Raw genomic sequence first — 13,532 nt, 5'->3', positions numbered from 1 at the left:
CACATGAGAACACCATCACAGACGAGCACATCCACGGATGAACCAGACGGTTCGTTCGTGGTGCTGACGAACGACGAGGCGCAGTACGCGCTGTGGCCCGCGTACGCGGACATCCCCCACGGGTGGACGGTCGCGCTCGCGCGGAGCGACCGGCGGACCTGCCTGGACCACATCGAACGGCAATGGACGGACATGCGTCCGAAGAGCTTGGTGACCACGAAGGTGAGGCGTGCAGCATGAACGAGAGCATGAACGAGACCGGTGCGACGATGACCGAGGTGTACAACCACGCGCTGGCGGCGTGGGCGATCAGCGCGGCCTGGGAGATCGGCGCCTTCGACGCGCTGCGGGAGTCGGGTCCGCTGGACCTCGTGGCGTTCGCGGACGAGAAGGGGCTGGACGCCGGCTCGGTGCGCGAACTGTTCCGCGCGCTGGCCGCGGCCGACGTGGTCACCCGGGAGGAGGACAAGGTCAGGCCCGGCCCGAACTTCGACGAGGCGGACCGCTCCAAGTCGCTGTTCCACTGGATGACGCGGGGCTGCGGCGAACTGTTCAGCACGCTTCCCGACCTGATCCGCACGGAGAACCGGGTGGGTTCCTTCTACCGGCGGGACGCGGCGGCGATCAGCATCGCCTGCCGCGAGATCAACGCCGAGTGGTGGGACCCGGTGTTCCTTCCGGTGGTGAAGGAACTCGACTTCACGCACGTGGCCGACCTGGGCTGCGGCAGCGGCGAGCGGCTGATCCGGCTGGCCCGGACCCGCCCGGACATACGCGGCCTCGGCATCGACCTGGCGGACGGCGCGATCGACGTCGCCACCAAGGCGGTCGCCGAAGCGGGCCTGTCGGACCGCATCGGCATCACCCAGGGCGACGCCACGGCCCTCGAACCCCGCCCCGAGTACGCGGGCGTCGACCTGCTGACCTCGTTCATGATGGGGCACGACTTCTGGCCCCGCGCCGAGGCGGTCGCGTCGCTGCGGCGCATCCGGGAGGTCTTCCCCGACCTGAAGCACTTCCTGCTGGCCGACGCGACCCGCACGACGACGTACGCCGACCGGGACATGCCCGTCTTCAGCATGGCCTTCGAGTTCGCCCACGCGGTCATGGGGGACTACCTGCCCACCCTGGAGGAGTGGGGGCCCGTCTTCGAGGAGGCCGGCTGGCGCGTCGCGGCCCTCCACCCCATCTCCGTGCCCGCGGACAGCGTGATGTTCCACCTGACCCCGGCCGCCTGATCCGCCCACGGCCCCCGGGAGCATCCGACCCGCGCCGGTACGGACGCTCCCGGGGGTCACCGCCGGGCGCCCGCCCCGTCCCACCCGGCTGGCAGGCCGCCGGCAGCCTCGCCGGCCGCTGTCAGCGGTCTGTCAGTGGCCTGCCAGCGGGGTCCGGCACCGTCTTCCTCATCGAGAGCGGCGAGGGCCGCACGAGCGGACGAGGGAAGAGACGGGAGGGCACAGATGTCCTACGCCATCCGGGCCGAGGGTCTGGTCAAACGCTACGGGGACATGGTCGCGCTGGACGGCGTCGACCTGGAGGTGCCGGCCGGCAAGGTGATCGGCGTGCTGGGGCCGAACGGGGCGGGCAAGACCACCACCGTACGGATCCTGTCGACGCTGCTGCGGCCGGACGGCGGCCGGGCCACCGTCGGCGGCCACGACGTGGTGCGGGACCCGGTGCGGGTGCGGCAGCTCATCGGGCTCACCGGGCAGTACGCGTCGGTCGACGAGAGCCTGTCCGGCACCGAGAACCTGGTGCTGCTCGGGCGGCTGCTCGACCTGTCGAAGCGGGCGGCGAAGACACGGGCCGCCGAACTCCTGGAGCAGTTCTCGCTCACCGAGGCGGCGAACCGGCCGATCAGCACCTTCTCCGGAGGGATGCGCCGCCGGCTGGATCTGGCGGCGAGCCTGGTCGGGCGGCCGCAGGTGCTGTACCTGGACGAGCCGACCACCGGGCTCGACCCGCACGCCCGCGGCGAGGTGTGGGACGTGGTCCGGCGCCTGGTCGACGACGGCTCCACGGTGCTGCTCACCACGCAGTACCTCGAGGAGGCGGACCAACTCGCCGACAGCATCACGGTGTTCGACCGCGGCCGGGTGGTCGCCGAGGGCCGCCCCGGCGAGCTGAAACGCCAGGTCGGCGGCCAGATCCTCCAGGTCCGCCCGTCGCTGCCGCAGGACGTGCCCCGGGTGGCCGCGATGCTGACCGAGCTCACCGGCACCGCCCCCGTCCAGGACGGAACGAACGGGCTGCTGACCGTGCCCGCCGACGACCCCCTGCTGGTGTCCGCCCTGGCCCGCCGGCTGGCGGCCGACGGCATCGGCGCCGACGAGATGGGGCTGCGCCTGCCCAGCCTCGACGAGGTCTTCCTGGCCCTGACCGGCCGCCCCAGCACCGACGACCAGCAGAGCGACCACACCTTCGCCGAGAGGACCGCGGCATGAGCGCCCAGACCATCACCCCCGCCCGCACCGCCCGCCAGGCCGCCGCCCCCCTGCGCGTCGGCGCGGCCCGGTCCCTGCGGCACAGCTTCGCCCTCGCCGGGCGCGGCGCCACCAAGTTCATCAAGTCCCCGCTGCAGCTCACCGACGTGGTGCTGACGCCGGTCATCTCCCTGCTGATGTTCGTCTACCTCTTCGGCGGCGCCATCTCCGGCGGGCATGACCACGCGTATCTGCAGATGGTCACACCAGGGGTCATGGTGATGACCGTCTTCCAGGCGAGCATCGGCATCGGCGTCTCACTCAACGCCGATGCGAGCACCGGAATGTTCGACCGGTTCCGGTCCATGCCGATCGCCCGCTCGGGACCGCTCGTCGGCGCCGTCCTCGCCGACTTCGTGCGCTACGCGGTCTGCCTCGGCACCCTGCTGGTCCTCGCTCTGATCATGGGCTACCGGATCGGGACGGACCCGCTGTCCACGCTCGCCGCGCTGGTCCTGCTCATCGGTTTCGCGCTCAGCTTCTCCTGGCTGTCGGTGTACATCGGCATGCTGGCCAAGACCCCCGGTTCCGTGCAGGGCCTGATGACGGTCGTGGTGCTGCCGCTGACCTTCGCCAGCAGCGTGTTCGTGCCGGACCGGACCATGCCGGGCTGGCTGAAGGCCTGGTCGGACGTCAACCCGGTCAGCCTGATGGCCGACACCGTGCGCGGTCTGCTCAACGGCGGCGCCGTCGCGAACCCGCTGCTCGGCAGCCTCGGCTGGATGGCCGGCATGGTCGCGGTCTTCTTCCCGCTGGCGATGCGCGCCTACCGCAAGAACGTCGGCTAGCACGCAACTCGCCGATACGGCGGACCCCTTCGGCGCTACGAGAGCACCGGCCGGCCGACTTCCCCGGCCAGCCGGTGCAGCGCGTCCGCCCGCGACAGCGCGGCGCCCTCCTCGAACGCCGCGCGGTACTCCTGCTCGCCGAGCCGCGCCGTCAGCCGCTCGACGAGTTCACGCAGCTCGGGCTCCCCCTCGTCGAACGCGCCCCGCATCACCTGGCTCATGCCCAGCGAGCGCGCCGCACCGACCGGGTCGCCCTCCAGCGCGAGCAACCCGCCGAGGAGCTCCGCGACCCAGGCGAGGCCCGCCCCCGCCCCCTGGGCCAGCAGCCCGCCGGCCGCCTCGGGCAGCAGGGCCCGCGCCCCGGCCGCGTCGCCTGCGGCCAGCCGGTTCTCCATCCGGGTGCTGACGATCAGGTCCCGGGCCAGTTCCTCGGGGAGGGACCGGCTGCGGACGAACCACTCCAGCGCGTCGAGGACCCGGTCGGCGCCCGCCAGGTCCCCTTCCCTGCGGTGCAGATTGGCCATGCCCGCCACGATGTTGGCCTCCAGGCGGCGATGACCCCGCTCCCTGGCCTGGGCCTGGGCCCACTCCAGGTCGCGCCGGGCGCCGGCCAGGTCCCCGCTGCGGCGCCGTTCGCGCGCCAGACGGACCCGGCCCAGGTCCAGGTAGTCGTCGGTGCCGAGCTCCGAGCTGAGCGCGACCACCCGCTCGAACGTGGCGATGGCCTGCGGGTACGCGCCGCGCAGCGAGTGGTCGCGGCCGATCGGGAGCAGGCTCATCACCAGGCCCCAGCGGTCCCCCACCTCCTCGAAGCCGCGCAGCGCGGACTGCCGGGAGGCCTCGCCGGTGCGCAGGTCGCCCTGCTCGGTCAGGACGAAGTCGTACGCGAGGTGGGCGCTGGCCCGCACCCATGGGTCGGGCGACCGGAGCGAGCGTGCGAGGCGGGCCTCGGGGGTCTCCGACTCGTCGTCGGACCCGGCGAGTTGGGAGATCCGCAGGAACAGCCCGGCCGGGTGGAACTCGCGGGCGCCCGCCGAGTCCACGTCCGCGATCGGCGGGCGCGCATGGGGCGGCGTGGCGCCGAGGGCACGCAACTCGGCCAGCGCCGAGTCCAGTTGGGAACTCATGCCGCGCACACCCCAGTACCAGGACAGCGCTCCGACGAACCGGGCGGCCAGGTCCCCGTCCCCGGCGTCCACGGCCGATCGCAGCGCGTGCACCAGATTGGGGTGCTCGGTGTCGAACACCGCGATCGCGTCGAGCTGCCGGCCGGTGCGCAGCCGGGGTTCGTGTTCCTGGGCGAGGGCGAGGAAATACCGCGCGAACCGGCCGGTGAGGTCGTCCCCGGAGGTTTCGAGCCGGGTGGCGGCATAGGCGCGTACGGTCTCCAGCATCCGGTAGCGCGGCTCGCCGTCACCCGTGTCCGAGGGGTCGACCAGTGACTTCTCGATGAGCGCGTCGAGGAGGTAGAGGACGTCGTCGGCGGGGAGTTCCGCGTCCGCGCAGACCGCTTCGAGGGCGGCGAGCGTGGCTCCGCCGGGGAACGCGGACAGGCGGCGGGCGAGGATCCGCTCGGGTTCGTCGAGCAGGTCCCAGCTCCACTCGACGACCGCGAGCAGGGTGCGCTGGCGCGGCAGGGCCGTACGGCTGCCCGAGGTCAGCAGCCGGAACCGGTCGTCGAGGCGGCGGGCGATCTGGTCGACACCCATCGAGCGCAGCTTGGCGGCGGCCAGCTCCAGGGCGAGCGGCAGCCCGTCGAGCCGCCGGCAGATCTCGACCACGGCACCGACCGTGGCGTGGTCGAGCGTGAAGCCCGGCCGGACGCTCGCGGCCCGGTCGACGAACAGCCGCACCGCGGCCGACCGTGCCGCCTCGGCGGGCTCCGGCGCGCCGGCGGGGACGTCGAGCGGGCCGAGGTGGCACAGCGCCTCACCGTCGATGGCGAGGGGTTCCCTGCTGCTGGCGAGGATCCTCAACCGCGGCAGCCGCTGAAGGAGCTGACCGGCGAGTTCGGCGACGGCGTCGACGATGTGCTCACAGTTGTCGAGGACGAGGACGGCGTCGCCGATGTCGAGGAGCTCCGCCATCCGGTCGGCCGGTGCGGCGCCCGGGGCGCGCCCGGCGTCGTAGAGGCCACCGTCGGTGGAGCCGACCGCGCCGAGGACGGCGTCGGCCAGTTGGCCGGGCGCCCCGACCCCGGCGAGCGGCACGAACCAGACGCGACCGCGTTCCTGGGCCCGGTCCCGGCCGACGGCTTCGAGGGACAGCCGGGTCTTGCCCGCGCCGCCCGGGCCGACGATGGTGACCAGGCGGGACGCGGCCATCAGCGCGGCCAGCTGGGACAGTTCACGTTCGCGGCCGACGAAGCTGGTCAGCCGGGCCGGCAGCCGGTTCGCCACCGCGTGCGGCCGGGCCGCCGCCGGACGCTCCAACTCGCCGCGCAGCAAGGCGAGATGGGTCTCCCGGAGACCGGCCGACGGATCGACGCCCAGTTCGTCGGCGAGCCGCTCGCGGATCTCCTCGTACGCCGCGAGCGCGTCCGACTGGCGGCCCGCCGCCCACAGGGCCCGCATCCGCAGCTCGGCCAGGCGCTCGCTCAGCGGGTTGGCGGCCACCGCCGTGCCCAGGTCGGCGAGGATCTCCGCGTGCCGGCCGAGCCGCAGCTCGGCCTCGAAGAGGTCCTGGGACGCCGCGATCCGCAGATCGTCGAGGCGGGTGACGACAGCGGCGGCGAAGGGCGCCTCCCGTACGTCGGCGAGGGCCTCGCCCTGCCACAGTCCCAGCGCCTCGCGCAGCACGGCCGCCGCCTCGTCGTGGTGGCCCTCCGCGCACCGCTTGCGCCCTTCGGCGGCCAGGTCCTCGAACCGGGCGGCATCGACCTCCATCCCCTCGTCCGCGGTGAGCCGGTAGCCCCCGGCGGCGGACTCCACCCGGGCCGCGCCGCCCAGCGCCCTGCGCAGCCGGGACACCAGGGACTGCAGCGCGTTGCCCGCCTCGGCCGGCGGGTCCTCGCCCCACAGTCCGCCGACCAACGCGTCCACGGACACCGGCCGCCCCGCCTCCAGGGCGAGCCGGGCGAACAGCATGCGCAGCCGGGCCCCCGAGACGGCGGCCGGCGGCGCACCGTCTGCGCCCTCCCCGTGTCTGTGCACCTGGACAGGGCCCAGCAGAACTATGCGCACGGCGCTTTCCCCCGAGATCGACCGACGACCGCCCCAGCATCCAGCACAGCCCCTGCCCGGTAAAGCCCCGGGAGACGGCAGCCGCGCGGAGCCCCGGGCGCCGCGCTGTGCTCGACGGCCTACAGACCCACGTCGCGGCGGCGGATGTCCTCCAGGGACTCGCGGCGGACCAGGAGGCGGGCCCGGCCGTCGCGTACGGCCACCACGGGCGGGCGGCCGACCAGGTTGTAGCCGGAGGCCATGGACAGCTGGTAGGCGCCTGCCACGGGGACGGCGAGCAGGTCACCGGGGCGGAGTCCGGCGGGCAGTTCCACGTCGGCGGCCAGGACGTCGCCCGCCTCGCAGTGCCGGCCCACGACGGTGACCCGGGCGCGGTCCGCCGTGCCGGTCCGGCCGATCAGGCGTGGTGCGTACCGGACGCCGTACAGGGCCGGGCGCGGGTTGTCGCTCATGCCGCCGTCGACGGCGACGAAGACGTGGTCGCCCGTGCGCTTCACCGACAGGACGCGGTACAGGGCGATCCCGGCGGGGCCCGCGATCGCCCGGCCCGGCTCGATGATCAGACGGGGCACCGGCAGTCCGGCCGTGGCGCACGCGCCGGCGAGTTCCGCGCGGACCCGGCGGGCCAGCGCCGTCAGGTCCAGGGCCTGGTCGCCGGGGCGGTAGGCGATGCCGTGACCGCCCCCGAGGTCGAGTTCGGGCAGGACCAGGCCGTGCTGCTCGTACAGGCGGGCCATCAGGCCGACCAGTCGGCGTACGGCGACGAGGTACGGCTTGACGCTGGTGATCTGGGAGCCCAGGTGGCAGTGCAGGCCGGTGAGTTCGAGCTGCGGCTGGTCGAGGATGCGGGTGATGGCGTGCTGGGCGTAGCCGTCGGCGATGGACAGGCCGAACTTCTGGTCGTCCGTGCCGGTGCGGATCTTCTCGTGGCCGCCCGCACTGATACCGGGGACGACCCGGACCATGACCTTCTGGTGGCCGTCCGGGCCGACGGCGGCGGCCAGCCGAGCGATCTCGGCGGGGCTGTCGATGACGATCCGGCCGACGCCGAGACGCAGCGCGGTGTCCAGGTCGCGTGGGGACTTGGCGTTGCCGTGCAGCACGATCCGCTCGGGCGGGAAGCCGGTGGTGACGGCGAGTTCGAGCTCGCCCGCGGAGCAGACGTCGAGACCGAGGCCCTCCTCGGCCGTCCAGTGGGCCATGGCCCGGCACAGGAACGCCTTGGCGGCGTAGAGGACTTCGGCGTCGGGGAAGGCGTTCACATAGGTGCGGCAGCGGTCGCGGACCTCGGCCTCGTCCAGGACGTAGACGGGGGTGCCGAAGCGGTCGGCGATCTCGGCGAGCGGTACGCCGCCGACGGCGAGGTCGCCGTGCGGCGCCCCGGTGGTGGAGGCGGGCCACAGCAACAGGTCGGTGGCGGTGGCGGGTTCGTGAACCGTGGTCATCGTGTCCTCCCCCTCAGGCGACCCGCAGCGCGGGCAACTCGGATGTGACCGGTGTGGCGGCCGGGGCGGTGAACTGCGGGTCCACCGTGAGGGCGGTGACACCGAGCGGCGCGGTCAGCGCGCGCAGGGCGGGTTCGGCGAGGCGGATCCACGGCTGGCCGGGGCCGAGGGTGACGGTCAGCCGGCGCTCGGTGGTGAAGCCGACGGCCGTACGGTCGCCGAGCGGGGTGCGGAAGAGCCGGGCCGCACACCCGGAGGGACCCGGCCGGACCGGGACGTACAGGGGTCCGGCCGGGAACGGATCGGAGGGCTCGGGGTCTTCGCCGTAACGGAGTTCTGCCATGGGGGGCCTCCCGGGTCGGCAGGGAGCGAGGGATCTGGGGCCCCGGGCGCGGGGAGGCGGTGCCGGGGCGCGGTGTCGACGGTATGCCCGCAGGCCGGGGGTGCCGGGGCGTGCCGGAGGTGTCCTGACGGGACGTTTACGGCGTTCCGGACGCCCTTGACGACATGCTGACGGCACCGGAGCGGGGCAGGGGGACGCGGGAACCGCGCGATCAGCCGCGACGAACCCCGGCCGCACGACGCGACGGACGCCCTCGGCCAGGCGCCTGGTTACCCTTCGGGACGTGACGACCGAGCTGATCCTGCTGTCCCGAGTCGCCTGCCGTGGGCGGGAGATCACCGCACCCCGGCTGCGCGGGCTGCTCGCGCTGCTCGCGGAGGATCTGTGCACCGGCTGCAGCACGGGCCGGCTCGTGGAGGGGCTGTGGGCGGACGAGCTGCCCGAGCGGCCGGGCAAGGCGGTGCAGATCCTGGTGTCGCGGCTCAGGGGCCTGCTGGGTGCCGACCTGGTCGTGAGCACCCCGGCCGGGTACCGGCTGGCTCTGGACGAGACGCAGGTCGACGCGTCCGCGCTGCTGCTGCGCGAGGCGGCGAGCGCCGAGCGCGCGCGGGCCGGGGACCACGGCGGCGCGCTGGCCGAGGCCGAGGCCGGACTGGCGCTGTGGGACGGAAGCGTGGGTGCCGCGGCGGGAGAGGACCTGCACGACCCGGTGGTGGCGTTGCGTGCCGGCCGGGTCCGGGCGCACCGCTCGCTGGTCCGCTCCCGGGCCCTCGCCCTCGCCCGGCTGGGCCGGCCCGAGGAGGCCGCGGCACCCCTGGCCGAACTCGCCCAGGAACTGCCGCGGGACGAGGAGGTGCTGGCGGAGCTGCTGCGCTGCGAGGCCGCCACCGCGGGGCGGGCCGCGGCACTGACCCGCTACGACGCCTACCGCCGCCGGCTCCGGGACGATCTGGGCACCGACCCCGGCCCCCGGCTCAAGCGGGTCCACCAGGAGTTGCTGAGCGCGGACGCACCGCCGGTCCGCCACGGCGTGCCGCACGAGCCGAACCCGCTGCTGGGCCGGGACGCCGACATCGCCGCCGTGGCCGGGCTGCTGCGCGCGGCCCGGGTGGTCACCGTGGTCGGCCCCGGCGGGCTGGGCAAGACCCGGCTCTCGCACGCGGTGAGCCGGGCGGCCGAGCAGCCCGTGGTGCACTTCGTCGCCCTGGCCGGTGTCACCGCCGACGCCGACGTGGTCGGCGAGGTGGCCTCGGCGGTCGGCGCCGCGGAGAGCCGCCAGTACCCGGGCGGCGGGGACGCGGTGAGCGGCATCATCGGCGCGCTCGGCACCGGGCCCGTGCTGCTGGTGCTGGACAACTGCGAGCAGGTGATCGCGGGTGCGGCGGCTCTCGTCCAGGCGCTGGTGTCACGCTCGAGGGAACTGCGGATCCTGGCCACCAGCCGGGCCCCGCTGGGGCTGACCTCGGAGTCCGTGTACGCCCTGCCGGAGCTGTCCCAGGCGACCTCGGCGGAGCTCTTCACCCAGCGGGCGCGCGCCGCCCGCCCCGGTGTGGAGCTGCCCGCGCAGGCGGTCGCCGAGATCTGCCGGCACCTGGACGGGCTGCCGCTCGCCGTGGAGCTGGCCGCGGCCCGGGTACGGGTGCTGTCCGTGGCCGACATCTCGCGCCGGCTGCGGGACCGGTTCACGCTGCTGCGCGGCGGCGCCCGCGACGCACCCGAACGGCACCGCACCCTGCGGGCGGTGGTCGACTGGAGCTGGAACCTGCTGGAACCCGACGGCCGGGCCGCCCTGTGCGCCCTGTCCGTGTTCCCCGGCGGCTTCACCGAGGACGCGGCGCAGTACGTGCTCGGCGACACCGGGGACACGTTGGAGCTGCTGGAGCAGCTGGCCGGCCAGTCACTGATCAAGGTGGGCGACAGCCCGTCCGGGGTGCGCTTCCACATGCTGGAGACACTGCGGGAGTTCGGCTCGGCCAAGCGCGCCGAGGCCGACGAGGAGCAGGCGGTGACCGACCGGTTCCTCGCCTGGGCGCGGGACTTCGGACGGGACCACCACGACGTGCTGTTCAGTCGCGCCCCCGTGCCCGCCTGGCTCCGCATCCGGGACGAGCAGGACAACCTGGTCCTGGCCCTGCGGCACGCCCTGGCCCGCGCCGACGGCCCCACCACGGCCGCCGTCACGGCCGTACTGGCCTCCCTGTGGGCGACCGACTCCAACTACCCCCGGCTCGCCGCGCTCGTCGCCGAGACCGGCGGGCCGCTGTCCCGGTTCCGCCCCGGACCGCGGCACCCCGAGGACGTCGAGACGACCCGCAGCGCGGCGGCCGTGTGCACGGCCAGCCTCTTCATGGGCCGCGGCCCGCACGCCGTACGGCAGTTGGCCACCCTGCGCCGGCTGCCGCCCGCGCCGCCGGACACCCTGATACGGGCGCTGGCCGTCGTCCTGTGCGCGGTCCCCGACATCCACCCGCCGCACTACGCGCGGCTGCAGGAACTGTGCGACTCCGACGAGCCCCTGCTGGCGGGTGTCGCGGCGTGCGTCGCGAGCTATGTGTGGGAGGCGCAGCACGACACGGAACGCGCGCTGGTCCACGCCCGGCGGATGCGGGACGCGCTGGAACCGTTCGGCAACCCGACCATGACGGTGCTCAGTCACGGGCGGCTCAGCGAACTGTGCCTGCAGTCCGAGCGGGGCGCGGAGGCGTACGACCATCTGCGCGCCGCGCTGGGCGCGCTCGCCGAGTTCAGCCGGACCGGCGACTGGTCGGACTCGGTCGGGGTGCACGGGGGGCTGGTGCTGGCCTGCCTGCAGCTCGGGGAGATCGATGAGGCGGAGTACTGGCTGGGGCTCGCGGCGCTCGACCGGCCGTCGGAGTCCGCCCAGGTCTTCAGCTCCGATCTGCCGGCGCGGGCGGAGATCGCACTGGCCCGGGGCCTGACCGAGGTCGGGCTCGGGCTGTGGCGCCGGGCGGTGGAGCGCATACGGGAGGGCAGCCTGCTGTATCCCGGTGACCCGTTCTTGGATCCGTGGTCGCTGGAGGTGCGGTCGGCCGCGCTGGCGGCGCACGCGCAGGCCGGCCGGCTGGAGCCGGTGGCCCGCCTCGCCGGGGAACTGCTCGAACGGCTGCTCGGCATGCTGTCCGCCGCCCCGGCGGACGGCGCCGCGGCCGACGGCGCTCCGGTGGAACTTCCAGTGTACGGCACGGTGTTGCTGGCGCTCGGCTTCGCCGGGCTGGCCCGGGGCGAGCGGGGAGCCGTACGGCTGCTGGCGCTCGCGGAGCGGATGCCGGCGGTGCGGGAGTTCCCCACCCTGTCCCTGACCCGCTCCCGGGAAGCGGCCGAGCGCGCCGACAGGGCGGCGTACGCCGACGCGAGGTCGAGGTACGCCGCCCTGGGACGGGAGGAGTTGCGGGCGGAGGCGCTGCGGGAGCTGACCGGCGGGTGAGCCGCCCGGCCTCACCGACGCGGCTCGCGGTTGAACTGCGCCTTGGACCACAGGTGGCCCAGCACGGTCAGGCCCAGGCACCAGGCGACGGCCAGGACCGCGTTCTTCGTGCCGATCCCGCTGCCCAGCAGCAGCCCGCGCAGGGTCTCGATGGCGGGGGTGAAGGGCTGGTACTCGGCGAACCAGCGGAACCAGCTCGGCATGAGGTGCACCGGCACGAAGGCGCTGCCCAGGAAGGGCAGCATGATCAGCGGCATTCCCAGGTTGCTGGCGCCCTCGGCGTTGGGGCTCGCCAGGCCCATGCCGACCGCGATCCAGGTCATCGCGATGCTGACCAGCGCCAGCAGTCCGACGGCCAGGATCCACTCCAGCGGTGTCGCGTTCGGCCGGAAGCCGATGGCGAGGCCGATGCCCAGCACGAGCGCCAGGGACATCAGGATCTGGATCACGCTGCCGGCCACATGCCCGATCAGGACGGAGGCGCGGGAGATCGCCATGGTGCGGAAGCGGGCCATGATGCCCTCGGTCATGTCGGTGGCCACGGACACCGCGGTGCCGATCGCGGTGCCGCCGATGGTCATCATCAGGATGCCGGGGACCAGGTAGGCGATGTACCGGGAGCGGTCGGCGTGGCCGCCGATGCCGGCGCTCATCACGTCACCGAAGACGTACACGAACAGCAGCAGCAGGATGACCGGGGTGAGCAGGAGGTTCAGGGTGAGGGAGGGGTAGCGGCGGGCGTGCAGGAGGTTGCGCCGCAGCATGGTGAGGTTGTCGCGGACGGCGTGGGGGGCGGCGGCACTCATCGGACGGTCTCCTTGGCGGTGGGCTGGGAAGGTGCGGAATTGCCGGTCAGGGCGAAGAACACGTCGTCCAGGTCCGGGGTGTGCACGGACAGTTCGTCGGCCTCGACACCGGCGGCGTCGAGCCAGTCGAGGATGGCGCGCAGCTCGCGCTGGGTGCCGTCGCTGGGGATCTGCAGGGTGAGCGCCTGGTCGTCCCGGGTGACCTCGCGCAGTGCGGTGACCGCGCCCTCGTACGCCACCGGGTCGGCGAAGCGCAGCCGTACATGGCCGCCGGGCACCAGCCGCTTCAGCTCCCCGGCACTGCCCTCGGCGACCAGCTTGCCGCCGTTGAGCACCGCGATGCGGTCGGCCAGCTGGTCGGCCTCGTCCAGGTACTGGGTGGTGAGGAAGACGGTCGTACCGCCGGAGACCAGCTCACGGATGATCTGCCACATGGTGTGGCGGGAGCGCGGGTCGAGGCCGGTGGTCGGCTCGTCGAGGAAGATGATCCGCGGGCTGCCCACCAGGGTCATGGCGATGTCCAGGCGGCGCTTCATGCCGCCGGAGTAGGTGGAGGCGGGCTTCTTCGCGGCCTCGACCAGGTCGAAGCGCTCCAGCAGTTCGGCGGTGACCTGCCGGCCCTTCCGCCGGGAGAGGTGGTGCAGGTCGGCCATCAGCAGCATGTTCTCCTCGCCGGTGATCAGGCCGTCCACCGCCGAGAACTGGCCGGTGACCCCGATGGCCGCCCGGACCGCCTGGGCCTCGTCGGTCAGATGGTGCCCGGCGATCCGTGCCCGGCCGCCGTCGGCGGAGATCAGGGTGGACAGGATGCCGACCGCCGTGGTCTTGCCGGCGCCGTTCGGCCCGAGGAGGGAGAAGACCGTCCCGGTGGGCACGTGGATGTCGATGCCGTCGAGGACGGTCTTGTCCCCGTAGGACTTGCGCAGCCCGGTGGCCGCGATCGCGAGTTCCTGGTCCGTCGTCGTCATGCCGCAGAGACTGCCGCCCGGGCGGTTCAGAACGGCCTCAGCCGGGTTTCAGTCCGCCAGGCGGGGCCG

General features: G+C 73.9%; 10 protein-coding genes. 5 read left to right on the top strand and 5 right to left on the bottom strand.

Annotation, left to right across the window (positions count from 1 at the left end; all coding sequences use genetic code 11):
* The first annotated feature begins 3 nt into the window (after positions 1-3).
* From ACWC94_RS18680 to ACWC94_RS18665, 4 genes are all read left to right on the top strand, one after another.
* Positions 4-240 carry an MbtH family protein gene (locus ACWC94_RS18680; protein WP_450797714.1) on the top strand — a complete coding sequence of 79 codons (237 nt, stop codon included), beginning with the start codon at positions 4-6 and terminating at the stop codon, positions 238-240.
* Entirely contained in the window at positions 237-1,238 is a 1,002-nt protein-coding gene (locus ACWC94_RS18675) for a class I SAM-dependent methyltransferase (protein WP_450797712.1), read from the top strand. Before ACWC94_RS18680 ends, ACWC94_RS18675 begins: the two co-directional genes overlap by 4 nt.
* Before the next feature lie 225 nt (positions 1,239-1,463).
* Positions 1,464-2,447, top strand: coding sequence for an ATP-binding cassette domain-containing protein (locus tag ACWC94_RS18670; protein WP_450797710.1), 984 nt, complete (start codon positions 1,464-1,466; stop codon positions 2,445-2,447).
* The gene (locus ACWC94_RS18665; RefSeq protein ID WP_450797708.1) at positions 2,444-3,274 is read left to right on the top strand and encodes an ABC transporter permease; all 831 of its coding nucleotides are present in this window, start codon (positions 2,444-2,446) and stop codon (positions 3,272-3,274) included. Before ACWC94_RS18670 ends, ACWC94_RS18665 begins: the two co-directional genes overlap by 4 nt.
* Before the next feature lie 35 nt (positions 3,275-3,309).
* Here the strand turns inward: ACWC94_RS18665 and ACWC94_RS18660 are convergent, their stop codons facing one another.
* The 3 genes from ACWC94_RS18660 to ACWC94_RS18650 form a co-directional block, all read right to left on the bottom strand.
* A complete protein-coding gene (locus tag ACWC94_RS18660; RefSeq protein WP_450797706.1) occupies positions 3,310-6,456 on the bottom strand; it encodes a BTAD domain-containing putative transcriptional regulator in 3,147 nt (1,048 codons plus the stop codon).
* 119 nt (positions 6,457-6,575) lie between these two features.
* Entirely contained in the window at positions 6,576-7,901 is a 1,326-nt protein-coding gene (lysA, locus tag ACWC94_RS18655) for a diaminopimelate decarboxylase (protein WP_450797704.1), read from the bottom strand.
* Between the two features lie 13 nt (positions 7,902-7,914).
* Positions 7,915-8,244: an SAV_915 family protein gene (locus ACWC94_RS18650; protein ID WP_450797702.1), complete on the bottom strand. Its 330-nt coding sequence runs from the start codon at positions 8,242-8,244 to the stop codon at positions 7,915-7,917.
* Between the two features lie 283 nt (positions 8,245-8,527).
* On the opposite strand from ACWC94_RS18650, the gene ACWC94_RS18645 reads away from it, so the two are divergent.
* Positions 8,528-11,689, top strand: coding sequence for an ATP-binding protein (locus tag ACWC94_RS18645; protein ID WP_450797700.1), 3,162 nt, complete (start codon positions 8,528-8,530; stop codon positions 11,687-11,689).
* Positions 11,690-11,700: 11 nt separating this feature from the next.
* Here the strand turns inward: ACWC94_RS18645 and ACWC94_RS18640 are convergent, their stop codons facing one another.
* Together ACWC94_RS18640 and ACWC94_RS18635 are read right to left on the bottom strand one after the other, a co-directional pair.
* Complete coding sequence (locus tag ACWC94_RS18640) at positions 11,701-12,495, bottom strand: ABC transporter permease (protein WP_450797698.1); 795 nt, start codon at positions 12,493-12,495, stop codon at positions 11,701-11,703.
* A complete protein-coding gene (locus ACWC94_RS18635; protein ID WP_450797697.1) occupies positions 12,492-13,463 on the bottom strand; it encodes an ATP-binding cassette domain-containing protein in 972 nt (323 codons plus the stop codon). Before ACWC94_RS18635 ends, ACWC94_RS18640 begins: the two co-directional genes overlap by 4 nt.
* Between the last annotated feature and the right edge of the window lie 69 nt (positions 13,464-13,532).

The sequence above is a fragment of the Streptomyces sp. NPDC001135 genome (assembly GCF_053598395.1).
This window is presented reverse-complemented; position numbering and strand designations above follow the sequence as displayed.